This window comes from Ideonella sp. A 288 (assembly GCF_002198735.1).
Taxonomy (GTDB): Bacteria; Pseudomonadota; Gammaproteobacteria; order Burkholderiales; family Burkholderiaceae_C; genus Pseudaquabacterium.
Map to the genome: position 1 here is coordinate 1 of NZ_MWLO01000109.1, position 24,548 is coordinate 24,548.

At 71.9% G+C, this 24,548-nt stretch carries 23 protein-coding genes; 17 read left to right on the forward strand and 6 right to left on the reverse strand.

Annotated features, from left to right (window positions below):
* Positions 1-834, forward strand: an 834-nt coding sequence (locus tag EOINJALH_RS10820; RefSeq protein WP_144289969.1) for a VWA domain-containing protein, incomplete at its 5' end; no start/stop codon positions are given.
* 30 nt (positions 835-864) lie between these two features.
* On the opposite strand, the gene EOINJALH_RS10825 is transcribed toward EOINJALH_RS10820, so the two are convergent.
* Both EOINJALH_RS10825 and bchO read right to left on the reverse strand, forming a co-directional pair.
* A complete protein-coding gene (locus EOINJALH_RS10825; protein ID WP_088280373.1) occupies positions 865-1,455 on the reverse strand; it encodes a CBS domain-containing protein in 591 nt (196 codons plus the stop codon).
* A gap of 115 nt (positions 1,456-1,570) precedes the next feature.
* The gene (gene bchO, locus EOINJALH_RS10830; protein WP_234413778.1) at positions 1,571-2,569 is read right to left on the reverse strand and encodes an alpha/beta fold hydrolase BchO; all 999 of its coding nucleotides are present in this window, start codon (positions 2,567-2,569) and stop codon (positions 1,571-1,573) included.
* Between the two features lie 217 nt (positions 2,570-2,786).
* On the opposite strand from bchO, the gene EOINJALH_RS10835 reads away from it, so the two are divergent.
* Positions 2,787-3,419, forward strand: coding sequence for a heme oxygenase (biliverdin-producing) (locus EOINJALH_RS10835; protein ID WP_088280375.1), 633 nt, complete (start codon positions 2,787-2,789; stop codon positions 3,417-3,419).
* Positions 3,420-3,456: 37 nt separating this feature from the next.
* On the opposite strand, the gene EOINJALH_RS10840 is transcribed toward EOINJALH_RS10835, so the two are convergent.
* Both EOINJALH_RS10840 and ppsR read right to left on the reverse strand, forming a co-directional pair.
* Complete coding sequence (locus EOINJALH_RS10840; RefSeq protein WP_088280376.1) at positions 3,457-5,646, reverse strand: GAF domain-containing protein; 2,190 nt, start codon at positions 5,644-5,646, stop codon at positions 3,457-3,459.
* Positions 5,647-5,653: 7 nt separating this feature from the next.
* A complete protein-coding gene (ppsR, locus tag EOINJALH_RS10845) occupies positions 5,654-7,096 on the reverse strand; it encodes a transcriptional regulator PpsR (RefSeq protein WP_158219718.1) in 1,443 nt (480 codons plus the stop codon).
* Between the two features lie 350 nt (positions 7,097-7,446).
* Here ppsR and EOINJALH_RS10850 point away from each other — a divergent pair, with 350 nt between their 5' ends.
* The 3 genes from EOINJALH_RS10850 to EOINJALH_RS31675 are packed head-to-tail and all read left to right on the forward strand — an operon-like array spanning position 7,447 to position 10,177.
* Positions 7,447-8,919 (forward strand): phytoene desaturase, encoded by a 1,473-nt coding sequence (locus EOINJALH_RS10850; protein ID WP_234413780.1) that lies wholly within the window; start codon positions 7,447-7,449, stop codon positions 8,917-8,919.
* The gene (locus EOINJALH_RS10855; protein ID WP_199873310.1) at positions 8,916-9,998 is read left to right on the forward strand and encodes a phytoene/squalene synthase family protein; all 1,083 of its coding nucleotides are present in this window, start codon (positions 8,916-8,918) and stop codon (positions 9,996-9,998) included. Before EOINJALH_RS10850 ends, EOINJALH_RS10855 begins: the two co-directional genes overlap by 4 nt.
* A gap of 29 nt (positions 9,999-10,027) precedes the next feature.
* The gene (locus tag EOINJALH_RS31675) at positions 10,028-10,177 is read left to right on the forward strand and encodes a hypothetical protein (protein WP_158219719.1); all 150 of its coding nucleotides are present in this window, start codon (positions 10,028-10,030) and stop codon (positions 10,175-10,177) included.
* A gap of 246 nt (positions 10,178-10,423) precedes the next feature.
* Here EOINJALH_RS31675 and EOINJALH_RS10860 read toward each other — a convergent pair whose 3' ends face one another.
* Positions 10,424-11,335: a carotenoid 1,2-hydratase gene (locus EOINJALH_RS10860; RefSeq protein ID WP_088280379.1), complete on the reverse strand. Its 912-nt coding sequence runs from the start codon at positions 11,333-11,335 to the stop codon at positions 10,424-10,426.
* The gene (gene crtD, locus EOINJALH_RS10865; protein ID WP_088280380.1) at positions 11,293-12,936 is read right to left on the reverse strand and encodes a 1-hydroxycarotenoid 3,4-desaturase CrtD; all 1,644 of its coding nucleotides are present in this window, start codon (positions 12,934-12,936) and stop codon (positions 11,293-11,295) included. Before crtD ends, EOINJALH_RS10860 begins: the two co-directional genes overlap by 43 nt.
* A gap of 103 nt (positions 12,937-13,039) precedes the next feature.
* Here crtD and EOINJALH_RS10870 point away from each other — a divergent pair, with 103 nt between their 5' ends.
* The 12 genes from EOINJALH_RS10870 to pufC all read left to right on the forward strand — a co-directional run.
* Entirely contained in the window at positions 13,040-13,921 is an 882-nt protein-coding gene (locus tag EOINJALH_RS10870) for a polyprenyl synthetase family protein (RefSeq protein ID WP_088280381.1), read from the forward strand.
* A gap of 59 nt (positions 13,922-13,980) precedes the next feature.
* Positions 13,981-15,156 carry an acetylserotonin O-methyltransferase gene (locus EOINJALH_RS10875; RefSeq protein WP_234413781.1) on the forward strand — a complete coding sequence of 392 codons (1,176 nt, stop codon included), beginning with the start codon at positions 13,981-13,983 and terminating at the stop codon, positions 15,154-15,156.
* A gap of 159 nt (positions 15,157-15,315) precedes the next feature.
* Positions 15,316-16,266 (forward strand): chlorophyll synthesis pathway protein BchC, encoded by a 951-nt coding sequence (gene bchC, locus EOINJALH_RS10880; RefSeq protein WP_088280382.1) that lies wholly within the window; start codon positions 15,316-15,318, stop codon positions 16,264-16,266.
* Positions 16,263-17,282 (forward strand): chlorophyllide a reductase iron protein subunit X, encoded by a 1,020-nt coding sequence (locus EOINJALH_RS10885; RefSeq protein ID WP_088280383.1) that lies wholly within the window; start codon positions 16,263-16,265, stop codon positions 17,280-17,282. Before bchC ends, EOINJALH_RS10885 begins: the two co-directional genes overlap by 4 nt.
* A 2-nt stretch (positions 17,283-17,284) precedes the next feature.
* Positions 17,285-18,823, forward strand: coding sequence for a chlorophyllide a reductase subunit Y (gene bchY, locus EOINJALH_RS10890; RefSeq protein WP_234413782.1), 1,539 nt, complete (start codon positions 17,285-17,287; stop codon positions 18,821-18,823).
* 124 nt (positions 18,824-18,947) lie between these two features.
* The gene (locus tag EOINJALH_RS10895; protein WP_088280384.1) at positions 18,948-20,507 is read left to right on the forward strand and encodes a nitrogenase component 1; all 1,560 of its coding nucleotides are present in this window, start codon (positions 18,948-18,950) and stop codon (positions 20,505-20,507) included.
* A 165-nt stretch (positions 20,508-20,672) separates the two neighbouring features.
* Complete coding sequence (pufB, locus tag EOINJALH_RS10900; RefSeq protein ID WP_088280385.1) at positions 20,673-20,822, forward strand: light-harvesting antenna LH1, beta subunit; 150 nt, start codon at positions 20,673-20,675, stop codon at positions 20,820-20,822.
* A 21-nt stretch (positions 20,823-20,843) separates the two neighbouring features.
* The gene (locus EOINJALH_RS10905; protein ID WP_234413783.1) at positions 20,844-21,068 is read left to right on the forward strand and encodes a hypothetical protein; all 225 of its coding nucleotides are present in this window, start codon (positions 20,844-20,846) and stop codon (positions 21,066-21,068) included.
* A gap of 12 nt (positions 21,069-21,080) precedes the next feature.
* The gene (gene pufA, locus EOINJALH_RS10910; RefSeq protein ID WP_088280386.1) at positions 21,081-21,269 is read left to right on the forward strand and encodes a light-harvesting antenna LH1, alpha subunit; all 189 of its coding nucleotides are present in this window, start codon (positions 21,081-21,083) and stop codon (positions 21,267-21,269) included.
* A 166-nt stretch (positions 21,270-21,435) separates the two neighbouring features.
* Entirely contained in the window at positions 21,436-22,260 is an 825-nt protein-coding gene (gene pufL / locus EOINJALH_RS10915; protein WP_088280387.1) for a photosynthetic reaction center subunit L, read from the forward strand.
* Positions 22,261-22,382: 122 nt separating this feature from the next.
* On the forward strand, positions 22,383-23,348 hold the full coding sequence (pufM, locus tag EOINJALH_RS10920) for a photosynthetic reaction center subunit M (RefSeq protein ID WP_088280388.1): 966 nt from the start codon (positions 22,383-22,385) through the stop codon (positions 23,346-23,348).
* Positions 23,349-23,430: 82 nt separating this feature from the next.
* Positions 23,431-24,548: photosynthetic reaction center cytochrome PufC (gene pufC, locus EOINJALH_RS10925; protein WP_088280389.1), on the forward strand; the 1,118-nt coding region annotated here is incomplete at its 3' end.

The window sequence follows — 24,548 nt, forward strand, 5'->3', positions numbered from 1 at the left end:
CTGCAGCGCACCGGCCCGACGGCCGGTGGCCGGGCCGGTGCGCTGCAGGCCTCGCGCCTGCGCGGCCGGCCCTACGGCTCGCGCCGCGGCGACCCACGCGGCGGCGCCCGTCTGCACCTGATCGACACGCTGCGCGCCGCGGCGCCGTGGCAGGGCCTCCGCCGGCGCGAAGGCGCGGCGGCGGAGGATGCTGCTGACAGCGGCCCGCGGGCGACGTTGCGCGTGCTGGTGCGGCGCGACGATTTCCACATCGGCCGCTTCCGCCAGCGCCGCGAGACCACCACGCTGTTCGTTGTCGACGCCTCGGGTTCGGCCGCGCTGCACCGGCTGGCCGAGGCCAAGGGTGCCGTGGAACTGCTGCTGGCCGATTGCTACGTGCGCCGCGACAAGGTGGCGTTGATGGCCTTTCGCGGCCAGGCCGGTGGCGGCACCGAGCTGCTGCTGCCGCCGACGCGCTCGCTGGTGCGCGCCAAGCGCTGCCTGGCGGCGCTGCCCGGCGGCGGCGGCACGCCGCTGGCGTCGGCGCTCGACGCCGCGCGTGAACTCACCGAAGAGGTGGCCCGCCGCGGCGGCACGCCGCTGGCGGTGTTCCTGACCGACGGCCGCGCCAACATCGCCCGCGACGGCGGCAGCGGACGCGAGCGCGCCACGGCCGACGCGATGCTGGCGGCCCGGCGCTGGCAGGGCTCGGGCGTCGGCGCGCTGTGGCTGGACACCGCACCGCAGCCCCAAGCCCAGGCGCAGCAACTGGCGCTGGCGATGGGCGCGCGCTACCTGCCGCTTCCGCACGCCGACGCGCAGCAGATGTCGCGCGCGGTGCAGGCGCTGCGCTGACCGGCGCCGGGCCGACCGGCGTCCAGCCGCTCACACCAGCGCGCGCTCGATCTCCGAGAAGCTGGTGGCGATCGGCGTCACCGCCACCGGCTGGCCCAGCTGGCGCTCGATCTGGGCGCGCGAGATGACGCCACGCACCCGGCGCGGCGTGGCGACCTCGGCGCGCTGCACCACCAGCAGGTGGTCGCGCCCGAAGCGCTTCAAGGTGGCGATCATGTTGCCGACCGACGCCGTGCGCAGGTCGTCGAAGTCGATGGCGTCGAGCATGGTCAGGGCGGTCATCACGTCGGCCACGCACAACTCGTCATAACGCGCACCGCGCTCATGCACCAGGCGCATCGGATGGTCGCCGCGCAGGTCGGTGGCGGTGATCAGGCCCTCGATCGACGGCATGTCGGTGACCACGAAGAGCATGCGCACGCCCTGGTAGATCATCATCTGCTCGGCCTGGCCCAAGGAGATGGACGGGTGCACGGTGGCGGCCTTCACCTGGGTCAGGTCGGTCATCACGGCCACCGCCGGCGAATCCAGCGTCACCGGCTGGTGGTGCCAGGGTTGGGCCTGGGCGATCGACACGCCCGGCTCGAGGCGGAAAGTGGTCAATGCGGCATCGCGGTTCATCGGGGCCTCCTGTTCGGCGTCGCGCCGTGTCGGTGGATGGTGGACCGCACCTTACGCCGGTCGTGCGCACCTGACCAGGGGCTGCCACCCTGCGGATGGCAGGGACATCGGGCGGTCAGCGCCGCCGTGGCGCCGGCCGGCCGGCCGGGCCCGCGGCCGGGTTCGCGGCCAATCGGTCGGCCGATGGGTCGACCGATGGGTCGGCCGATGCGCCGCAGGCCGCCCCGGCCAGGGCCGGGCGCACGGCCTCGGCTACCACCCCGGCCACCAGTTCCGCGATCGGCCCGGGGGCCTCTTCGTGGGCCAGGTGGCCCAGCCCCGGCAGGTGCTGTGCACGCGCGCCCGGCACGCGCCGGGCCACCCGCTCGGCCTGTGCCGGCGGCACGGTGGTGTCGGCGGCGCCGGCCAGCAGCCGCAGCGGGCAGCGCAGCGCCGGCAGGTCATGCTGCAGGGCCTGCAGGTTCCAGTTCGACATCATCGCCAGCACGCCGGCCACATGGCCCGGGTTGCGCAGCAGCCGCGCATAGAGCGCCACGCCCTCGTCGTCGATCTGCGAGCCGGTGCTGCCGATCAACCGGCGCACCGAGCGCGGGTCGCGCGCCCGCCAGGCCGCCAGGTGCGGCACCAGCCGGCTGCGCGCCAGCAGGCGGGCCATCGGCGCATAGGCCACGCCGGCCAGGCCTTCGAAGGGCAGCAGCGCGGCGTTCAGGCCGATCAGCACACGCCCGGCCCAGGCCTGGTCGAGCGCCAGCCGCAGCATCAGGGCCGCGCCGGCCGAGTGGCCCAGCACGGCCTGCGGTGCCACGTGCAACTCGGCCAGCAGCGCCGACAGCGCCGCGGCCATGCCCGGCAGCGAGCATTGCCCATCGGGCAGCGGCGCGCTGAAGCCGTGGCCGGGCAGGTCGGGCATCAGCACCTCGAAGCGCTGCGCCAGCAGCGGTGCCAGCTTGCGCCAGCTGTGCGTGGATGCGCCGGTGCCGTGCAGCAGCAGCACGGTCGGCCCTTCGCCCAGGCGCTGCACATGCCAGCGCTGGCCGGCAGCCTTCACGAAGTGGCTGGCCTCGCGCAACGGCCAGTCGCGCCCGTCGCGGGCCCACACCAGGGGCGCGCTCACCGCGGTGCCTCGGGCCCGGCGCGGCGCGCCCGCGCGGGTGGCCGTCCGGGCTGCCGGCTCGTGCCGGGCCATCGGCGCGACGGCTCCACAGGCCGGAGAGGACGGTCAGCCATGCCGGCATTGTTGCGCAGGCTGGGCCGTCTTCGATGCCGCTGCAGCAAGGCGCGCCGCAGGCACCGTCGCTATCATCGATGCATCCCATTTGCCCGGCGCCTGCATGTCCATTGCCCTGTCCCAGCGCCTGCGTGACGCGACGCGAACGCTGCATACGGAGGTGGAACGGTCCGGCCTGATGCGCCGCCTGCTGCGCGGCGAGATCGAGCGCCGCACCTATTGCCAGTTGCTGCGCAACCTGCACGCCATCTACACCAGCCTGGAAGACGGCCTGGCCCGCCACGTCGACCATCCTCGCCTGGCCGAGCTGCCGCTGGCGCCCCTGGCCCGCCGCGACGCGCTGCAGGCCGACCTGGTGAGCCTGCATGGTGCCGACTGGGCCGACGAACTGCCGCTGGTGCCCGCCGCGCAAGCCTATGCCGACCACCTGCGCGCACTGGCCGACGAGCGCCCGCAGGCCCTGGCGGCGCACGCCTACGTGCGCTACCTGGGCGACCTGAACGGTGGACAGGTGCTGATGCGCATCGTCGCCAAGGGCCTGCAGTTGCCGCCCGGCGACGGCGTGAGCTTCTACGACTTCGGCCCGGCCGCCGCGGTGACCGAACTGGTGCAGGGGTTTCGCGCCGGGCTCGAGCAGCAGGCCGACGACGAGGCGGCGGCGCAGGCGCTGGTGCAGGAAGCCTGCGACGGCTTCGCCCGCCACAAGGACCTGTTCGAGCAGATCGCGGCGCCGTAGCCGCCCCGCGGCAGGCCTCCGGGCCCGCCGACGCCGGTCAGGCCTCGCGCGGCCCGGTGAAATCGCGGATCTGGCTGTACAGCGCCGTGGCCCGCTGGGTGGAGGCTTCCAGCTCTTCGAGCAGCCGGGCCACCGGTGTGCCCACCGAGCCGTCGGCGATGTCCATGGCCGCCAGGCTGGCGTTGGTGAGGATGGCGCCGATCACGGCGTCGGCCGTTCGGGTCGGCTCGCCGCTGGCCAGGCGCTGGCGCTGGCCATGCGCGGCCACGAGCATGGTCTGCTCGAGGTGCTGGCGTGCCGCAGCCGCGCGCTTGGTGTCGCTCATGTCGAAGAGCATCATCATCGTGCCCAGCGGCATGCCGTCGCGCCCGGGCACCACCTCGGCGCGCACCGACACCGGCAGGTCGTTGCCGTCGTCGCGCACCAGCGATGTCTCGCCGCGCCAGGGCGGCTGGCCCGCCCGCAGTGACGCCAAGGCGTGGCGCAGCGCCGCCGGCTCGGAGAACAGCGACGCCATCTCGGACAGGGTGGACTGGTCGGCCAGTGCGCGGCCGGTGAGCCGCGTGAAGGCGTCGTTGCAGAACAGCAGCCGACCCTGCGCGTCGGCGATGACCACCGGCTCGCCCGACCCCTGCACCGTGGCCCGGATGCCGGTGAGCTGGTGCTCGGCGATGAGCAGCCGCACAGCATGCACCTGCACGATGATGTCCACCAGCGCGGCGCCGATGGCCCGGCCCAGTGCGAGGTCGGCGCTGGTCCAGGGCAGCGCGGTGCCGCGCACGATCTCGGACCAGGCCGCGAACGAGCGACGCGGCGACAGCTCGAGCGGGTCGTCGTTCACCATCGGCTTGGACGGGTCGCCGGCCCAGGTGACGGTGAGCAGTTGTTCCTTGCGGAACCACATCAGGTAGTCGGGCCGCGCGGTGGCCAGCCTGACGGCCAACACGCCGCTGGCCGTGGGGGTGAGCGAATCGAGCGCCGGGTGGGCCTTCGACACCGACGAGCAGCTGAACAGGCCGTCGTCGTTCTGGCCGTCCACCCACTGCAGCAGCTGGCGCAGTTCGGGCGTCGACGGCACCTCGCCGGAGGTGAGGATCTCGCCGTCGTTGAACAGCGCCGCGCCGGTGGCTTCCAGCGGCTGCAGCAGCGTGCGCGGGTTGCGCAGCAGCGCCAGGCGCCAGTCGCCCTCGGTGGACGTGGCCTCGATCAGCCGCTGCTCGAGCCGGCGCACCAGCACCGCCACCTGCGCGTGGGCGTAGTTCTCGATGGCGGCGATGCGGGTGGACACCACCTCGGCCAGCAGGTCGCAGGCCGCGCGCACCGACAGCCGCAGGTTGCGTGGCGTGTAGTGGTGGGCCGCCACCAGGCCCCACAGCCGGCCTTCGCGCACCAGCGACACCACCACCGTGGCGGTGACGCCCATGTTCTTCAGGTACTGCAGGTGAAGCGGCGACATACTGCGCAGGTAGCACATCGACATGTCGAGCTCGTGCTCGTCACCCGGTGCGCGCGCCGGCTGCAGCGGCGACGGCTGGTAGTGCACGTCCACCAGCACCCGCACCCGGTTGCGCAGGTACAGCTCGCGGGCGCGCTGAGGGATGTCGGTGGCCGGGTAGTGGTGGCCCAGCAGCGAGTCGAGCCGGGGGTCGCGCGCCTCGGCGATGATCTTGCCGTGGCCGTCGGCGTCGAACTTGTAGATCATGACCCGGTCGTGGCCGGTCAGGTCGCGGAAGCACTGAGCCGCGGCGTCGGCCAGCACGCCGATGCTGGCCGCGTTGCTGAAGCGCTGCACGGCGGTGCCCACCAGCTGCATCAGCGTGTCGTGCGGCAGGTCGACGGTGGCGATGTCGGCCGGCGCCGCCGGCTCGAGCTCGACCACCAGGCGCCCCGGGCGCAGCCGGTGCAGCGCGCCTTCGAACTGGCGCCGTCGGCTGCCGGCGCCGGTGTGCACCCGAAGCGGCACCGGATCGGCCAAGTCGGCGTCGGTGGCCAAGCGGCGCAACTGGAGCCCGAGGTCGCCGCCCAGTTCGTCCAGGCCCATGCCGCCCAGTTGCGGCGCGGCCAGGCCCATCAGCGCCGAGGCGTTGGCCGTGGCCTGCAAGACGGTCATGTCGGGCTCGGCCAGCACCAGCAGCAGCCCGTGCGGCTGCACCGAGCCGGCGAGGTGGATGAGCTCGCGCTCGCAATTGGTGAGGTCGGCCTGGCCGAAGGCGGGGCTGTCCGTCACATCGGCGTCAGTTCAGCAGGTTGGGGGCTGCGTTGCCGCTGCCGGGGCCGCCGACGCCCAGGCGATGGTGGCGCAGTCGCAGCCAGAGGTTCTCGGGGCTGATGCCCAGCAGCTTGGCGGCCAGCAGGGGGTCACCGTCGACGCGCGCCAGGGCACTGTCCAGCAGGTGGCGCTCGGCCAGGTCGCTGGCTTCCTGCATCAACTCGGGCAAGGTGGCCAGGCCCATCTGCGCGGCCAGGCGGTCGATGGCGGCGGCCAGATCGCCCACCTGCGGGGGCACGTCGGCCAGCCGGGTGTCGATGCGGCGCAGCGTGAGGCCGATGCATTCCTGGTCGCCCTCGGCCAGCAGCGCGGCCGAGATCTCGAGCTCACCGACCCGGCGCTGCTCGGCAATGCCGTGGCGTCGCGCGTCGGACAACAGGGCGGGAAGGCGCTGCTGGCGGTCGTCCAGCAGATCGGCCAAGGCCTGACCCAGCACGGCCGCCTCGCCCGAGCGCTGGCACAGCGACACGAAGGCCGGGTTGGCCATCAACAGTCGGCCGCTGGCGTCGGCAATGGCCAGCGCGTCGGGTGTGCGCTCGACGAAGTCGGCCAGCCGCACCGCCTCGCCCGCCGCCGCGGCGCCGGATTCCATGGTGCGGGCGCGCACCAGCAGCAGCATGTGGTCTTCGGCGCGTAAGGGGGTGGCCGACAGCTCGATGAGCGAGGGCAGCGTGTCGCCGTCGCAGTCGAGGGGCGCGCGCATCTCGGCCGGCCGGCCGGTGGCGCGGGCCATGATGAGCAGTTCCTGCACGCCGGGACGGGCGGCCGGCGCCACGCCGTCGGGCACGCCGCGGCCCACCAGCGCCTCGCTGGCGCAGCCGAACAGCACGCCGGCGGCGCGGTTGGCATCGACGATGCGCAGGCTCTGCGCATCCACCACCAGCACGGCATCGGTGGCCACCTGGAACAGCAAGCGGTAGCGCGATTCGCTCTGGCGCTGGCGCCAGTAGTCGCGCTCGAGTTCGCGCTGGGTGTCGATGAAGCGCTGCTGGATGGCGGCCACGGCCCGCAGGTCGCGCCCCACGGCCAGCACCGGGCCGTCGCGGCCCAGCCGGATGGCGGCGTAGGCCACCGGCACGTCGGGCCCGCCCTGGCCGGCGTGGCTCACCTCGCGCCGCCGGGTGACGCCGGCGCTGTTCACTTCGGACAGCAGTTGCTCGATCTTGCGCTGGGTGTCGCCGGTGACGGTGTCGGCCCAGCGCTGGCCCACCCAGCCGGCGGCCGCGCCGGTGATGGGGTCTTTGCCCACCGCGACATTGCGGATCACGCCGGTGGAGTCGATGACCAGCGCGATGTCGCTGGCGATCGAGACGAAGGTGCGGGCCAGTTCCGGCGCGAGGTCGGACAGAGCGCCCAGGTCGGGCGGCTCGGCCGGCCCCGGGGCTGGGCCCTCAGGTGCTTGGCTCACGCGGCATCTCCACGACAGCGCTTCGATTGCACCACGGTGTGGTCGACCTTCCAGAGGCAAGAGGAACGGATGACCACATTAGCACACGACCCGGTCCGGCAGGTTGACATTTGCCACATGCCCGAGCGGGGCGGCTCACCTGGGGGGCGGACTGTCGCGCCTGGAGGCAGAACCTGGTTGTCAGTTTAGCCTGACACTCGTACTATCAGCAAATGTTGACGATTCCTGTTGCGGTCGCCCGCACCGCCACCGAGCCGGGCCCTCACACCACGGGCCCGATCGGGCCGGGTGCCGTCGACCGCGGGCCGGCGGCGCGCGGGCCGGTCGAACCCGCTGGCCGACCCCACGCGGTGGTCATCGGCAGCGGCTTCGGCGGCCTGGCCGCCGCGGTGCGCCTGCTGGTGCGCGGCTGGCGCGTCACCGTGCTGGAGCAGCTCGACGCGCCGGGCGGCAGGGCCTACGTGTTCCGGCAGGACGGCTTCACCTTCGATGCCGGGCCCACTGTCATCACCGCCCCCTTCCTGCTGGAAGAGTTGTGGGCGCTGGCCGGCCGTCGCCTGGCCGATGACGTGACGATCAAGCCGGTGTCGCCGTTCTACCGCATCCGCTTCGACGACGGCTACACCATGGACTACAGCGGCGACCCGAAGGCCATGCGCGCCGAGGTGGCCCGCCTGTCGCCCGGCGACGTGTCCGGCTACGAGCGCTTCATGGCCATGAGCGAGGCGATCTACAAGGTCGGTTTCGAGCAGCTCGCCCACGTGCCCTTCGACCGCTGGACCGACATGGCCCGCGTCGGGCCGCAGTTGCTCAAGCTGCAGGGCTTTCGCACCGTTTACGGCATGGCCGCACGCCACGTGCGCGACGAGCGGCTTCGCATGGCGCTGACTTTCCATTCGCTGCTGGTCGGCGGCAACCCCTTTGCCACCACCTCGGTGTACAGCCTGATCTCGCACCTCGAGCGGCGCTACGGCGTGCACTGCGCCATCGGCGGCACCGGTGCGCTGGTCACCGGCCTGGTGCGCCTGATCGAAAGCCTGGGCGGCGTGGTTCGCTGCAAGGCCCCGGTGGAGCAGATCCTGGTCGAGCGCGGCGCGGCCTGTGGCGTGCGGCTGGCCGATGGCGAGGTGCTGCGCGCGCAGGCGGTGGTGTCCAACGCCGATTCGGCCAACACCTACCGCCGCCTGCTGGCGCCCGAGCACCGCCGCACCTGGACCGACAAGCGGGTGGAGCGCGCCAAGTACTCGATGAGTCTGTTCGTCTGGTACTTCGGCGTGCAGGGCCAGTACCCGGACGTGGCCCACCACACCATCGCGCTGGGCCCGCGCTACCGCGAGCTGCTGCACGACATCTTCGAGCGCAAGGTGGTGGCCGACGATTTCAGCCTCTACCTGCACCGCCCCACGGCCAGCGACCCCTCGGTGGCGCCGCCCGGCTGCGACGCCTTCTACGTGCTGGCGCCGGTGCCCCACCTGCAGAGCGGCACCGACTGGGCGGCCCGGGCCGAGCCCTTCCGCCAGGCCATCGAGAAGCGGCTCGAATCGACGCTGCTGCCCGGCCTGGGCGCGCGGGTGATCAGCTCGCGCCTGCTCACGCCGGTGGACTTCGAGCAACGCCTGGGGTCCTACCTGGGCGCGGCCTTCGGCATGGCGCCGCTGCTCACGCAGAGCGCATGGTTCCGGCCGCACAACCGCAGCGAAGACGTCGAGCGCCTGTACCTGGTCGGCGCCGGCACCCACCCGGGTGCCGGGCTGCCCGGCGTGCTGTCGTCCGCGCGCATCCTGGACACCGTGGTACCCCACGGCAGCGAGGTGAAGGCATGACCCTGGCCGCACTGGACGACATGGCGGCCTGCCGCCGCCGCCTGCAACACGGCTCGCGCACCTTCCTGGCCGCGTCCTACCTGCTGCCTCGCTCGGTGCGCGACCCGGCCTGCGCGCTGTATGCCTTCTGCCGCCAGGCCGACGACGAGGTCGATCAGCAGGTCGACGGCCACAACAGCCCGGCCGTGGCCGGCATGCTGCGCAGCGACGAGGCGGTGGCCGCGCTGCGCCGGCGCCTGGCGCACGTGTACGCCGGCACGCCGGGCCCGCACAGCGCCGACCGCGCGCTGGCCTGGGTGGTGCAGCAGTTCGCGATCCCCCAGGCGCTGCCGCTGGCCTTGATCGAGGGCTTCGAGTGGGACGCTCAGGAACGGCGCTACGACACGCTGGCCGACCTGCACGACTACGCCGCCCGCGTGGCCGGCTCGGTGGGCGCGATGATGTCGCTGCTGATGGGCGTGCGCAGCGAAAGCGGCCTGGCCCGCGCCTGCGACCTGGGCGTGGCGATGCAGCTGTCCAACATCGCGCGCGACGTGGGCGAAGACGCGCGCCAGGGCCGCCTGTACCTGCCGCGCGATTGGCTGCGCGAGGTCGGCATCGACCCCGACGACTGGCTGGCCCGGCCGCGCCACAGCCCGGCGCTGGCCATCGTGGTGCAGCGCCTGCTGGACGCGGCCGATGCGCTTTATCACCGTGTCGACGCTGGCATCGCCGAACTGCCCGGCCCCTGCCGCCCCGGCATCCATGCCGCCCGCACGCTGTACGCGGCCATCGGACACCAGGTGGCGCGCAACGGCCTAGATCCGCTGGCCGGCCGTGCCAGCGTGCCCGGCCCGCGCAAGGCCCGGCTGCTGGTGCAGGCCACCGTGCGCGCGCGGCTGGGCCCGGCCTTCGACACCGTGGCCCGGGCCGAGCCGCCGCTGGCGGCCACGCGCTACCTGGTGGATGCCGCCGCCGGCACGCTGGCCCCGCCCGCGGCGCCCACCGGCCTGGAGGCGCGCGCACTGTGGCTCTACGACCTGTTCGACCGGCTGGCCCGCATGGACAGCGCCAGCGCGGCCCGCCGCCTGCAGACCTGACCTGGGCCGGACCGATCGGGTGGGCCGCGATGCCCGACGTGCCGCTCATCGCGCTGGAGATCGTGCTCGGCTTCCTGGTGCCGATCGCCTGGGGCGTGTGGGAACTGGTGCAGCTGAAGCGCGACAAGCGGCGAACCGAGGCGCGCGAGCGGGAGGAGCCACCGACGACGCCGGATTGAGGCACTGCTTCGTCGGGGCTGCCGTCCGCGATGTCGTCTTTGGGCTCGTTGCCGCCTTGCCCGCTCTGCCGAAATGCCGTCGTTCGAGGATCAGAGCGAGAGCGTCGCGCCGGGCTGCGTGTTCTGCGCCATGTCTCCCACTGCTGGCCACCCGGTGGCCTCGGCCGCGCGCCGCAGCCGAAGGGGTTTGTGCGTACAGCGATCAGTCGCAACGACAGCAACGAGCTCACCCACGACGGCCGGCGCTTACCCAGCCCGGCGCGGCATGCGGAAGGGCAGCAGGGCCTGCACCCAGGGGGCGCGAAAGCGGTCCAGCGACAGGCTCTCGTGCACGGTGGTGGCCGGCTGGCCCAGCCAGCGGGCGGTGAGCAGCGAGCGGGCGTAGAACGGTGTGTCTTCCAGCGTGCGGCAGTGCGGCGCCTGACCGGCATCGCACCGAGCGTGGCGCGCCACGCGCCAAGCGCTGGTCGGCAGGTGGACGCGGGGCAGTGGCGCCTCGGGCGTGCGGGCCACCGGGCCGTCGTCGAACAGGCAGGCCAGCGCGCCAGCGCTGCCATCGCGGCGGCGCGTGTCGTACTGCACCAGGCAGCGGCCATCGGGCAGGGTGGTGCGCGACCAGTCCCAGCCGTGGAAGGCCGACTCTGCCGGCTCGTCGCCCTGGTTGCTGTCCAGGTAGGCCGAGCCTTGCCAGCGCAGGCGCGGGTGGCTGCAGTCCAGGGTGGCGCGGGCGCGCGGCGCGATCGGCCACCAGCGGTGGCGCCCGGCCGCGTCGAGCGCGTGCGACTGGCCGTGCAGCAACTGCGGCTGCACCCGCAACTCGCCGCGCAGCCGGCCCGGCCAGGGGGCGGTGATCTCGTCGAAGCCCAGCACCAGGTCGCCATCTTCCCAGGCCAGTTGGCTGGGGCCGATGCGAAGGCGCCGTGCCTCGCGGTGCAGCGCGGTGCGGCCGCGCTCGGTCATGGCCCAGCGCCGCCCGCCGGTGCCGTAGAGCACCACGTTCAGGGCCACGTGGTTGGCCGGGTCGGGTGCGCCGCTACGGCGCGCCGCGGCGTAGTAGGGCGAGAACACGCTGCCGACGAAGGCGATCAGCGTCAGGCCGTGGCGGCCGTCGTCGCTCAGCGCATCGACGTACCACCAGAGGTAGCCACCGGGTGCCACGAGCGTGTCGAAGCGCGGTCCGCTAGCACCTGCGCCGCCGCCAGCTGGCCCGACAGCGCCGCCATCGGCACCCCCGGCCCCGGGTGCGTGCTGCCACCGGCCAGCACCAGCCCCGCCATCCTGCAGGCCGAGCTCGGCCGGGTAAACGACGCCCGCCAGCCATGGCTCGCCGCGCCGTACAGCGCCCCCCCCGTGCCCGGGAACAGCCGCTCGAAGTCCGTCGGCGTGGTGCGCAGCCAGTTCGCCGGCGGCGTCTGCAGGCGCAGGCCCAGGCGCGCCAGGTGGGCAAAGGTGCGGGACTCGCATGAGGCAATCTCCTCGTCGCTGAGGTGGCCGGGCGTGCCCGGGGCCAGGTCGCCGGCCGGCGGCGCGTTCACCAGCACCAGCAGGCGCTCGGCGACCGGTGTGGTGTCGCCGCTGCCGCCATCGCCGCGGTCCTGGGCGCAGACGTAGACGGTGGGTTCGACGGGCAGTCGGCGGCGCCCCTGCAGGTCGTCGAACTCGGCGCGGTAGTCGCCGGAGAAGAACACGGTGTGTCGCGACAGGTCGAAGCCCTGCACCGGCGTCACGCCACACCAGGTGAGCGCGGACAGCGAGCGCCGTGCGCGCGGCAGCGCGGGCAGCGCCGGCCGCACCGCGTCGCCCAGCAGCCCGGCCGACAGCGCGGACGCGTCGCCGTTGAACACCACGGCCTGGGCGGCCAGGCGCTGGCCGTCGGCCAGTTCGACCCCGTTGGCGCGGCCGTCCTGCACCAGGATGCGCGTCACCTGCGTGTCGCAGCGCAGGTGCGCCCCATGGCGCTGGGCCAGCGCGGCCAGTGCGCGGGCCACGCGGTGCATGCCGCCGCGCACGCGCCACACGCCTTCGCGCTCGACATGCGCCACCAGCATCAGCGTGGCCGGCGCCAGGAACGGCGACGATCCGCAGTAGGTGGCGTAGCGGCCGAACAACTGCCGCAGCCGCGGATCGTGGAAGTGCCGACCCAGCGCCTGCCACAGCGTGCCGAAGGGCGAGATGCGCAGCATGTCGGGCAGGCCGCGCCAGCCGGCGCGCCACATCAGCGACAGCGGTGTGGGCCGCGTGCCGCGCAGGAACGGGCCTTCCAGCGTGCGGCTGATGCGCTGTGCGCGCTCGCAGAAGCCCTGGTAGCGCCGAGCCTCGTAGGGCCCAGCGAAGCGGGCGATGGCGTCGACGGCGGCCTGCGGGTCGGCCAGCAGGTCCAACTGGCCGCCATCGGGCCAGGCGTGGCGGGCCAGCACCTCGCAGGGCTCGAGCGCGAGCAGGTGGTCGAGCCGCGTGCCGGCGGCCTCGCACAGCTCGTCGAACACCCAGCGCATCGTGAACACCGTGGGCCCGGCGTCGATGGCCTGGCCCGCCACCTGGGGCGCGCGCATCTTGCCGCCCACCTGCGGCGCGCGCTCGAGCACCTGCACCGGCACCCCCGCGGCGGCCAGGAGCACCGCTGCCGCCAGGCCGCCGATGCCGGCGCCCACCACCAGCACAGGCGCTTCGCCGCGGGACGTCGCCGGGCCGCGCGCCGGCGCCGCCAGGCCCGTGGGCGGCGCGAGGCGGGTGTCGACGTGTTGACGCAGCGGGGACATGTGTCTATCCTATCTGACACCTTGGATGTCGTCATCAAATGACACTTCCGTTCGGTCAGCACCGCCGGCCTCGTCCCAGGCCCGCGCAGCACAGAGGAGTGCCATGGACCCGATGACCCGCATTGCCCAGGCGCTGAATGCCGCCCTCCAGTCGGCCGAGGCTTCCGGCTGCCCACCCCGCCTGGCCGCCGCGGTGCGGCATGCGGTGATCCCGGGCGGCGCGCGCATCCGACCGCAGCTGTGCCTGGCCGTGGCCCAGGCCCATGGCGACGACGACCCGGCCCTGGCCGACGCCGCCGCGGCGTCGATCGAGCTGCTGCACTGTGCCTCGCTGGTGCACGACGACCTGCCGTGCTTCGACGATGCGGCCGTGCGGCGCGGGCTGTCGTCGGTGCACTGTGCCTTCGGCGAGCGGCTGGCCGTGCTGGCCGGCGATGCGCTCATCGTGATGGCCTTCCAGGTGCTGGGCGAGGCGGGTGGCCGCCACCCGCAGCGCCTGGCGCGCGTGCTCGGCACGGTGGCGCGCGGCGTCGGCATGCCGCTGGGCATCGTCGCCGGGCAGGCCTGGGAGTGCGAGCCTCGCGTGGCGCTGCAGGACTACCAGCGTGCCAAGACCGGCGCCCTGTTCGCCGCCGCCACCATGGTCGGTGCCGATGCGGCCGGTGCCGACGCGCAGCCCTGGCGCGCGCTGGGCGAACTGCTGGGCGAGGCCTATCAGGTGGCCGACGACATCCGCGACGTGGTGGCCGATCCGGCGCAACTGGGCAAGCCCACCGGGCAGGACCTGAGCCTGGGGCGGCCCAGCTCGACGATCGAGCATGGCCTGTCGGGCGCGGTGCGCTACTTCCAGCGGCTGGTCGATCGCGCGGTCGATTCGATCCCGCGCTGCCCGCGCGAGGCGCAGTTCCGCGCCCTGGTGCGCTACGAGGCCGAGCGGCTGGTGCCGGCGGCCCTGTGCTCCGACCTCATCCGCGTGGCGGCATGACATGACCGCGGCGGCGTTGGGCTCTGCCCCGTCCGCGGCTGGCGGCGGCTGAGCCCGGCATGTCTGCGCCGCCGCAGGCGCCGGGCGCCGAGCCGGCCATGTCAGCGGCAACCTCGCGCCTGCCCTGGCGCGAGCGCTGGCAGCGCTGGCGCGACACCCTGCTGGCCAACCCGCGCTTCCGCCATTGGGCCGCCGGCTTCGCGCTCACACGGCCGGTGGCGCGGCGCCGCGCCGCGGCGCTGTTCGACCTGGTCGCCGGCTTCGTCTATTCGCAGGTGCTGCTGGCCTGCGTGCGGCTGCGCCTGTTCGACCTGCTGGCCGACGGCCCGCTGCCGCTGTCCGAACTCGCCCGGCGCACCCAGCTCAGCGACGAGGCCTGCTTGCGCCTGCTGGTTGCCGCGCAGTCGCTGCAACTGCTGCAACCGCGGGGCGGCGACCGCTGGGGCCTGGGCCCGCTGGGCGCCACGCTGGTGGGCGACCAGGCCATCACGGCGATGGTGGAACACCATGCCGCGCTGTACGCCGACCTGGCAGACCCGGTGGCGCTGCTGCGCGGCGAGCACGGCCGCACGCGGCTGGGCGAGCTGTGGGCCTATGCCGCCGACGAGCAGCCCGACCAGCTGGCCCGCGAGCGCGTGGCCGCCTACAGCGCGCTGATGTCGGCGTCGCAGCCGCTGGTGTCCGAGCAGGTGCTGGACGCAGTGTCGCTGCAGGGGCACCGCTGCCTGATGGACGTGGGCGGCGGCGAAGGCACCTTCCTGCGGGCGGTGGCGGCGCGTGCGCCCCACCTGAAGCTCATGCTGTTCGACCTGCCGGCGGTGGCCGGGCGCGCCCGCGAGCGCCTGGTGGCGGCCGGCCTGGCCGCACGCGCCGAGGTGCACGGCGGCGACTTCCACCGCCAGCCGCTGCCGCGCGGCGCCGATGTGATCACGCTGGTGCGGGTGGTGCACGACCATGACCAGGGCGCCGCGCTGCGCATCCTGGCCGCCGTGCGCGCGGCCTTGCCGCCCGGCGGCCGCGTGCTGCTGGCCGAACCGCTGGCCGATACGCCGGGGGCGGCGGCGATGGGCAACGCCTACTTCGGTTTCTACCTGCTGGCCATGGGCAGCGGCCGTGCCCGCAGCGCCGCCGAACTGGGCGACATGCTGCGCGCCAGCGGCTTTGAGCGTGTGCAGAGCCTGCCGACGCGCCAGCCGCTGCAGACGGCTCTCCTCAGCGCCTGGGTGTCGGGCTGACCGTAACGCCCCTGCCTGTCCGAGTGTAAATCGCGCTTGACATGTTAAGCAGTAAGCGTAGAGTGACATTGACACTTGGTTCCGACATCACATGACACCCGCACCCACCCCGTTGCCGACACCGCCCTGCGTTGCGGCACGCGCCCCAGGAGGCCAAGCATGAAGACGATGGCGGTGGTGCTGCAGCAGCCGGAGTGCCTGGCGCTGAACCAGCTGGAATTGATCGAGGCCACCGAGGCCGACGTGGTCGTCGATGTGGAGTGGAGCGGCATCAGCACCGGCACCGAGAAGCTGCTCTGGAGCGGCCGCATGCCGGCCTTCCCCGGCATGGGCTACCCGCTGGTGCCGGGCTACGAATCGGTGGGCCGCGTGGTCGAGGCCGGTGCGCGCGCCGGGTTGAACGTCGGCGACCGGGTGTTCGTGCCCGGGGCCAATTGCTTCGGCGACGTGCGCGGCCTGTTCGGCGGTGCCGCGGCCCGCGTAGTGGTGCCCGGGCAACGCGTGGTGACGGTGGACGAATCGTTGGGCGAACGCGCCATCCTGATGGCGCTGGCCGCCACGGCCTATCACGCGGTGTCGGGTGGCGGCAAGCGAGAACGCATCGCCCCGCCCGACCTGATCGTCGGCCACGGCGTGCTCGGTCGCCTGCTGGCGCGGCTGAACGTGGCCGCGGGCTACCCCACAACGGTGTGGGAACTCGACGCGCGGCGTGCCGAAGGCGCGCAGGGCTACACCGTGCTGCACCCCGAGGCCGACACGCGGCGCGACTACCGCGCCATCTACGACGTGAGCGGCGACGCCGGCATCCTTGACACGCTGATCGGCCGCCTGGCGCCCGGTGGCGAGGTGGTGCTGGCCGGCTTCTACAGCGAGCGGGTGTCGTTCTCGTTCCCGCCCGCCTTCATGCGCGAGGCGCAGATCCGCGCCGCCGCCGAATGGCAGCGGCCCGACCTGCTGGCCGTCAAGTCGCTGATCGAGGGCGGGTCGCTCTCGCTCGACGGCCTGATCACGCACCACGAGCAGGCGAGCCACGCCGACGCTGCCTACCGCACCGCCTTCGGCGACGCGGCCTGCCTGAAGATGGTCCTCGACTGGAGACACAACGCATGAGCCACACTTGCGGCACCCCCACGGTGTCCCCCATCCAGGTGGTGCAGCGCGCGCAGTTGCGTGCCGAGGCCGCCATCGAACCCGACGCGCCGGCCACCGGCCCGGTGACCAAGACCACGCAGATCATCGCGATCTACGGCAAGGGCGGCATCGGCAAGAGCTTCACCCTGGCCAACCTCAGCTACATGATGGCCCAGCAGGGAAAGAAGGTGCTGCTGATCGGGTGCGACCCGAAGAGCGACACCACCAGCCTGCTGTTCGGCGGCAAGGCCTGCCCCACCATCATCGAGACCAGCAGCCGCAAGAAGCTCGCCGGCGAGGCCGTGTCCATCGGCGACGTCTGCTTCAAGCGCGACGGCGTGTTCGCGATGGAACTCGGCGGCCCCGAGGTCGGCCGCGGCTGCGGCGGGCGCGGCATCATCCACGGCTTCGAGACGCTCGAGAAGCTCGGCTTCCACGACTGGGGCTTCGACTACGTGCTGCTCGACTTCCTCGGCGACGTGGTCTGCGGCGGCTTCGGCCTGCCGATCGCCCGCGACATGTGCCAGAAGGTCATCGTCGTCGGCAGCAACGACCTGCAGTCGCTGTACGTCGCCAACAACGTGTGCAGCGCGGTCGAGTACTTCCGCAAGCTCGGCGGCAACGTCGGCGTGGCCGGCATGGTGATCAACAAGGACGACGGCACCGGCGAGGCGGCCGCGTTCGCGAAGAACGCCGGCATCCCGGTGCTGGCCGCGATCCCGGCGAACGAGGACATCCGCCGCAAGAGCGCAAGCTACGAGATCATCGGCCGGCCCGGCACGCAGTGGGCGTCGCTGTTCGAGGAACTGGCCACCAACGTGGCCGAGGCGCCGCCGATGCGGCCGAAGCCGCAGACGCAGGACCAACTGCTCGGCTTGTTCTCTGCCGAGGTCACCGGCCGCGACTTCCAGATGGAGCCCGCGTCGCTGTTCGACATGGTCGGCCAGCACCACGCCGTCAAGCCGTCGCTCGAAGTGGTCTACGACAAGGTCTGACCATGGACATGCCCGTCACTCCGCTCGCCAATTCGCAGGCCGTGCCCACCGCGCTGGGCGACGGGCTGGGCTGCCATTCGGGGCAGGCCCAGTTGCTCGCCGCAGCGCAGTCGGCCGGCAAGAGCGAGGTGCTGCAGCAGTACGCGGCCGACTATCCGAAGGGGCCGCACGACCAGCCGCAGAGCATGTGCCCGGCCTTCGGCTCGCTGCGCGTGGGCCTGCGCATGCGCCGCACCGCCACCGTGCTGTCGGGCTCGGCCTGCTGCGTCTACGGACTGACCTTCACCTCGCACTTCTACGGCGCCCGCCGCAGCGTCGGCTACGTGCCCTTCAACAGCGAGAGCCTGGTCACCGGCAAGCTGTTCGAGGACATCCGCGAAGCCACGTTCAAGCTGGCCGACCCGGCGCTGTACGACGCCATCGTGCTGATCAACCTGTGCGTGCCCACCGCCAGCGGCGTGCCGCTGCAGTTGCTGCCCAGGCAGATCAACGGCGTGCGCGTGATCGGCATCGACGTGCCCGGCTTCGGGGTGCCCACCCATGCCGAGGCCAAGGACGTGCTGGCTGGCGCCATGCTGAAGTACGCCCGGGCCGAGGTGATGGCGGGCCCGGTGCAGGCCCCGGCCAATGCCCGGCAGGGCAAGCCGACCGTGACCTTGCTCGGGGAGATGTTCCCGGCCGACCCGGTGATCATCGGCATGATGCTCGACCCCATGGGTCTGGCCGCCGGCCCGGTGGTGCCCACGCGCGAATGGCGCGAACTGTATGCCGCGCTCGACGGCAGCGTGGTGGCGGCGGTGCACCCGTTCTACACCGCCAGCATCCGCGAGTTCCAGGCCGCCGGCCGGCCGATCGTCGGCTCGGCCCCGGTGGGCCACGACGGCACCGAAGCCTGGCTGCAGGCCGTGGGCGACGCGGCCAACGTCGGCCAGGACAAGATCGACGCGGCCAAGAACCGCATGCTGCCGGCCATCAAGGGCGCGCTGGCGGCCAAGCCCATCCGCGGCCGCCTCACGATGAGCGGCTACGAAGGCTCCGAACTGCTGGTGGCCCGCCTGCTCGTCGAGAGCGGCGCCGACCTGCGCTATGTGGGCACCGCCTGCCCACGCACCGAGTGGAGCGCGGCCGACTGCGACTGGCTGCAGTCGCGTGGCGTGCAGGTGCAGTACCGCGCCTCGCTCGAGCAGGACCTGGCCGCGATGCGTGAATACCAGCCCGACCTGGCGATCGGCACCACGCCCGTGGTGCAGGCGGCCAAGGAGGCGACGATCCCGGCGCTGTACTTCACCAACCTGATCTCGGCGCGGCCCCTGATGGGCCCGGCCGGTGCCGGCTCGCTGGCCCAGGTGGTCAACGCGGCCATCACCAACAAGGCGCGCTTTGAGACGATGAACGAGTTCTTCGGCGCCTCCGGCGTCGGCCAGGGCGACCGCGCCGGTGTGTGGACCGAGGTGCCGCAATTACGGCCCGAGTTCCGCGCCGACTTCAAGCGCCAGGTCATCAAGCTTCACAAGAAGCGCAAGGCCGAGGAGATGGTGTGAACATGCACACCCCCGTAGCGGCCTGCGGCCGCCTCCCCCTCAAGGGGGCCACGCCAGCGGCCCGGCAAAGCCGGTTCCGCGGCGTGCGCTTGGGAACGCCCGAGCCTACGTGGGATGCACAGTCATGCTAGTCCTCGACCACGATCGCGCCGGCGGCTACTGGGGTGCGGTGTACGTGTTCACCGCCATCAAGGGCCTGCAGGTGGTGATCGACGGCCCGGTGGGCTGCGAGAACCTGCCGGTCACCTCGGTGCTGCATTACACCGACGCGCTGCCGCCGCACGAACTGCCCATCGTCGTCACCGGCCTGGCCGAGGAGCAACTCGGCCGCGAAGGCACCGAAGGCGCGATGAAGCGGGCCCATGCGGTGCTCGACCCCGACCTGCCCGCGGTGGTGGTGACCGGCTCCATCGCCGAGATGATCGGCGGTGGCGTCACGCCCGAGGGCACGGCGCTGAAGCGCTTCCTGCCGCGCACCATCGACGAAGACCAGTGGCAGTGCGCCAACCGCGCGATGTACTGGCTGTGGTCCGAGTACGGCCTGCGCCACATCCCGGCCCGCAAGCCGATGGCCGATCGGCCGGCAGGAGAGCGCCCCCAGGCCGACGACATACGTCGTCCGCCCCCCGAGGGGGTGAGTCAACTCGGGAGCGGCCCTTCGTTGACTCAGGAAAAACCCCGCGTCAACCTGATCGGCCCCTGCTACGGCACCTTCAACATGCCCAGCGATCTGGCCGAGATCCGCCGGCTGGTCGAAGGCATCGGCGCCGAGATCAACATGGTCTTCCCGCTGGGCAGTCACCTCGCCGACGTGCAGAAGCTCTCCGACGCGGACGCCAACATCTGCCTGTACCGCGAGTTCGGCACGCTGCTGTGCGAGTCGCTCGAGCGGCCCTGGCTGCACGCCCCGATCGGGCTGCACAGCACCACCAAGTTTCTGCGCAGCCTGGGCAACCTGCTGGGGCTGGATCCCGAGCCTTTCATCGAGCGCGAAAAACACACCACCCTCAAGCCCGTGTGGGATCTGTGGCGCTCGGTGACGCAGGATTTTTTCTCCACGGCCAGCTTCGCCGTCGTCGCCGGCGAGACCTACTCGCGCGGCCTGCGGCACTTCCTGGAAGACGAGCTGGGGCTGCCCTGCAACTTCGCGGTGTCGCGGGTGCCGGGCGGCAAGACCGACAACGCCGCGGTGCGCCAGATGGTGCGCGAGAGGCCGCCGCTGGTGATGTTCGGCTCCTACAACGAGCGCATGTACCTGGCCGAGTCAGGCGGTGGCCATGGGCCGCGGCCGAGCTACATCCCGGCCTCCTTCCCGGGCGCCATCATCCGGCGCCACACGGGAACGCCGTTCATGGGTTATGCCGGCGCCACCTACGTGGTGCAGGAGTTCTGCAATGCGCTGTTCGACGCGCTGTTCAACATCCTGCCGCTGGGCACCGACCTCGACCGCGTCGAGGCCACGCCGTCGCGCCTGTCGGAGGCCACGTCCAGCCCCTGGGACGACGACGCGCAGCGCCTGCTCGAAGACCTGGTGCGAGGCCAGCCCGTGCTGGTGCAGATTTCCGCGGCCAAGCGCCTGCGCGACCGCGCCGAGCGCGATGCGCGGCGGGCCGGCGAGGAGCGCGTCACCGCAGAGCGCGTGGCGCGGGCGCGCGACGCCCTTACCCTGGGAGAGCCGGCATGAACCGCTGCACGCAGCGGGCCCGGCAGCCCCAAGAACATGGCCCTGCCAAGGCGGGCACAACCCTTGTCGTGACTCGGGGCCCGTGGGCCGCGGAATCGGCGATCCCGGCCGCGCGGGAGTGGCGCGGTAACGGCCGTGAGGCCAATTCAACAAGGAGCCATATCCATGGCTGATGACCGAAGAGGGTCCCTGTCCGGGCTATCGGAGCAGGAGGCGAGAGAGTTCCACGGCATGTTCGTGACCAGCTTCATCGGGTTCACCGTGATCGCGGTGGTGGCCCACGTGCTGGTGTGGAGCTGGCGCCCCTGGCTGTAACCACCCGATAAGGGGAATGACATGGCTGACAAAACGTTCGTCGCCCACGCACTGCCGCACGCTCATGACGCCACGTCATCGACCGGGCTGTTTCTCGCGGGTTTCGTCGTGTTCTTGGTGATTGCCCTCATCGCCACGATGCTGGCCATGCAATGGCGCTCCTGGCTGCCAGGGGCCGAGGGTGAGAAATCGATGATCGGTGGCGTGAAGGCGGCAGTGCACACCTTCATGTCCCACATCCCTTAGGAGAGATTGAACATGTGGAGATTGTGGCTTCTATTCGATCCGAGACGGGTCTTGATCGGCCTGTTCACGTTCCTGTTCGGACTGGCGGTGCTGATTCACTTCATCCTGCTCAGCACCGACCGGTTCAACTGGCTGGACGGTGGCAAGAAGGCCAAGACCGCGGCGGTCGAGGTCGTACCGATGCCTCCGCGCATCGGTTGACCGACAACCGCACGCAGCGCAACCGGTGAGGTCGGGTCGCGAGACCCGTGCCCCATCGGCTGCGCACCGAATTCGAGGCAGATGGCGCGCGAGCGCGACCTGCCACCAGTAGGGCACGCCAGCGTCCGGCAAGGGGCGCCACCGCGTGCAGAGCCGGGAGTTGGCGATGGCCATGCTCAGTTTCGAGAGGAAGTACCGCGTACGCGGCGGCACCCTGTTAGGCGGCGACCTGTTCGACTTCTGGGTCGGGCCGTTCTACGTCGGATTCTTCGGCGTGACCACGGCGTTCTTCGCCGTGCTGGGCACGCTGCTGATCGTGTGGGGCGCGGCGCTGGGGCCCACCTGGAACCTCTGGCAGATCAACATCGCGCCACCCGACCTGAAGTACGGCCTGCGCCTGGCGCCGCTCGCCGAAGGCGGGCTGTGGCAGCTGATCACCATCTGCGCGCTCGGGGCCTTCGTGTCCTGGGCCCTGCGCGAGGTCGAGATCTGTCGCAAGCTGGGCATGGGCCTACACGTGCCCGTGGCCTTCGGCTTCGCGATCCTGGCGTACTTCACGCTCGTCGTGATCCGCCCGGTGCTGATGGGCGCCTGGGGGCACGGCTTCCCGTACGGGATCATGAGCCACCTGGACTGGGTGTCGAACACCGGCTACCAGTACCTGCACTTCCACTACAACCCGGCGCACATGCTGGCCATCGCGTTCTTCTTCACCAACGCGCTGGCGCTGGCCATGCACGGTGGCCTGATCCTGTCGGTCACCAACCCGGCCAAGGGCCACCCGGTGGCCTCGCCGGAGCACGAGAACACCTTCTTCCGCGACACCGTCGGCTATTCCATCGGCTCGCTCGGCATCCACCGCCTGGGCATGTTCCTGTCCCTGTCGGCGGCCTTCTGGAGCGCGGTGTGCATCGTCATCAGCGGCCCCTTCTGGACCCGCGGCTGGCCCGAGTGGTGGGGCTGGTGGCTGAGCCTGCCGGTATGGAGATAACCCCCCGAAGCGCCTTCGGCGCCTCCCCCCAAGGGGGGCGCCGCCAGCGGCCCGGCAAAGCCGGTTCCGCGGCGGCCGCTGGATGGGATCGACGCTGATTCGGAGAACCAGGAGCCAAAGTCATGGCCGAGTACCAGAACATCTTCACCCGGGTGCAGGTGCATGCGCCGCTGTACCCGGGCGTGCCCCTGGCCGAAGGGGAATACAAGCGCACCGGCAAACCGCTGGACATCCACCTGCTGGGCCGCATCGGCGACGCGCAGATCGGGCCGATCTACCTAGGCTGGCTGGGCATCCTGTCGATCGTCTGCGGCTTCATTGCCTTCGAGATCATCGGGCTGAACATGCTGGCCTCGGTGAACTGGAACCCGATCCAGTTCGTGCGCCAACTGTTCTGGCTGGCGCTGGAGCCGCCGGCCCCCGAATACGGCCTGCGCATGCCGCCGCTGGCCAAGGGCGGCTGGTGGCTGATGGCGGGCTTCTTCCTCACGCTGTCGATCATGCTGTGGTGGATCCGCATGTACCGGCGCGCCCGCGCGCTGGGCCTGGGCACCCACGTGGCCTGGGCCTTCGCGGCGGCCATCTGGCTGTACCTGGTGCTGGGCTTCATCCGCCCGGTGATGATGGGCAGTTGGTCCGAGGCGGTGCCCTTTGGCATCTTCCCGCACCTGGACTGGACGGCTGCGTTCTCCATCCGTTACGGCAATCTCTTCTACAACCCGTTCCACATGCTGTCGATCGCCTTCCTGTACGGCGCGGCGCTGATCTTCGCGATGCACGGGGCCACCATCTTGGCCGTCACCCGCTTCGGCGGCGAACGCGAGATCGAGCAGATCGTCGACCGCGGCACCGCCTCGGAACGCGCGGCGCTGTTCTGGCGCTGGACCATGGGCTTCAACGCGACGATGGAATCCATCCACCGCTGGGGCTGGTGGTTCGCGGTGCTGTGCCCGCTGACCGGCGGCATCGGCATCTTGCTCACCGGCACGGTGGTCGACAACTGGTACCTGTGGGCAGTGAAGCATGGCGTGGCACCGATGTACCCCAGCGTGCTGGGCACCATCGTCGACCCGGGGTTGGTGAAATGAGCACTGTCCTCGCACACCACAACGCCGCAGTGGCCCGGTCACGGGCCACCCCACTGCCTGGACAGCCGGCGGAGGTGACGCCATGAAGTTCCAGATCGACGGATGCAAGGCCCTGCTGGTGCTGTTGGCCGCCTTCACGCTGGCCGGCTGCGAGCGCCCGCCGGTGACCACCGAACAGCGCGGCTTTCGCGGCCTGGGCATGGAGCAGGTGAACAACCCGCGCCTGCTGGCCGTGAAGGCGCCGATGAACGTGCCGCCCGCGGCCATCGCCCCGGTGCCCGACGGCGGCCCGCTCGCCAAGGAGGTGTTCAAGAATGTGCAGGTGCTGGGCGACCTGAGCGCGGGCGAGTTCATCCGCACCATGCAGGCCATCACGGCCTGGGTGGCGCCCAAGGAAGGCTGCAACTACTGCCATGTCCCGGGCGACGACCTCTCGCTGGACAAGCTCTACACCAAGGTGGTGGCGCGCAAGATGCTGCAGATGACGCGCCACATCAACAACGACTGGCAGAGCCATGTCGCGGCCACCGGCGTCACCTGCTACACCTGCCACCGCGGCCTGCCGGTGCCGCCGCAGGTGTGGTTCACCGACCCCGGGCCGAAGCGCGCCGGTGGCGCGAGCGCCGACCATGCCGGACAGAACCTGGTGGCCGTGAAGGCCGGGCTGAGCTCGCTGCCCTACGACCCGCTGACACCCTACCTGCTGAACGACACGCCCATCCGGGTCAACAGCACCACGGCGCTGCCCGAGGGCAACAAGCAGGACATCAAGCAGGCCGAGGCCACTTACGGCCTGATGATGCACGTGTCGCAGTCGCTGGGCGTCAACTGCACCTACTGCCACAACACGCGCTCCTTCGCCCAGTGGGACCAGAGCCCGCCGCAGCGGGTGGTCGCCTTCCACGGCATCCGCATGTCGCGCGAGCTGAACACTGCCTACATGGTGCCCTTGACGGACACCTTCCCGGCCGCGCGTCGCGGGCCCACCGGCGACGTGGCCAAGATCGGCTGCGCCACCTGCCACGACGGCGTCTTCAAGCCGCTGGGCGGCGCGCTGATGGCCAAGGACCACGTGACGGCGCTGGGCGGTGCGGTGAAGACCGCGGCCGCGAACGTGGTGCCGGCGGCAGCCGTGGCCACGGTGGCCGCGGTGGCCGCCCCTGCGGCGCCGGTGCCCGCGCCCACGCCGGCGCCGCAGGG

What these genes read in the sequence shown, in the direction of transcription:
- EOINJALH_RS10835 (WP_088280375.1), top strand. Translation starts at nt 2,787, where the DNA reads ATGTCCATTGCCCTGTCCCAGCGCCTGCGTGACGCGACGCGAACGCTG.
- EOINJALH_RS10825 (WP_088280373.1), bottom strand. Translation starts at nt 1,455, where the DNA reads ATGAACCGCGATGCCGCATTGACCACTTTCCGCCTCGAGCCGGGCGTG.
- bchY (WP_234413782.1), top strand. Translation starts at nt 17,285, where the DNA reads ATGGACATGCCCGTCACTCCGCTCGCCAATTCGCAGGCCGTGCCCACC.
- bchC (WP_088280382.1), top strand. Translation starts at nt 15,316, where the DNA reads ATGAAGACGATGGCGGTGGTGCTGCAGCAGCCGGAGTGCCTGGCGCTG.
- pufB (WP_088280385.1), top strand. Translation starts at nt 20,673, where the DNA reads ATGGCTGATGACCGAAGAGGGTCCCTGTCCGGGCTATCGGAGCAGGAG.
- pufM (WP_088280388.1), top strand. Translation starts at nt 22,383, where the DNA reads ATGGCCGAGTACCAGAACATCTTCACCCGGGTGCAGGTGCATGCGCCG.
- EOINJALH_RS10875 (WP_234413781.1), top strand. Translation starts at nt 13,981, where the DNA reads ATGTCTGCGCCGCCGCAGGCGCCGGGCGCCGAGCCGGCCATGTCAGCG.
- EOINJALH_RS31675 (WP_158219719.1), top strand. Translation starts at nt 10,028, where the DNA reads ATGCCCGACGTGCCGCTCATCGCGCTGGAGATCGTGCTCGGCTTCCTG.
- EOINJALH_RS10855 (WP_199873310.1), top strand. Translation starts at nt 8,916, where the DNA reads ATGACCCTGGCCGCACTGGACGACATGGCGGCCTGCCGCCGCCGCCTG.
- EOINJALH_RS10895 (WP_088280384.1), top strand. Translation starts at nt 18,948, where the DNA reads ATGCTAGTCCTCGACCACGATCGCGCCGGCGGCTACTGGGGTGCGGTG.
- EOINJALH_RS10905 (WP_234413783.1), top strand. Translation starts at nt 20,844, where the DNA reads ATGGCTGACAAAACGTTCGTCGCCCACGCACTGCCGCACGCTCATGAC.
- EOINJALH_RS10870 (WP_088280381.1), top strand. Translation starts at nt 13,040, where the DNA reads ATGGACCCGATGACCCGCATTGCCCAGGCGCTGAATGCCGCCCTCCAG.
- crtD (WP_088280380.1), bottom strand. Translation starts at nt 12,936, where the DNA reads ATGTCCCCGCTGCGTCAACACGTCGACACCCGCCTCGCGCCGCCCACG.
- EOINJALH_RS10885 (WP_088280383.1), top strand. Translation starts at nt 16,263, where the DNA reads ATGAGCCACACTTGCGGCACCCCCACGGTGTCCCCCATCCAGGTGGTG.
- pufA (WP_088280386.1), top strand. Translation starts at nt 21,081, where the DNA reads ATGTGGAGATTGTGGCTTCTATTCGATCCGAGACGGGTCTTGATCGGC.
- pufL (WP_088280387.1), top strand. Translation starts at nt 21,436, where the DNA reads ATGGCCATGCTCAGTTTCGAGAGGAAGTACCGCGTACGCGGCGGCACC.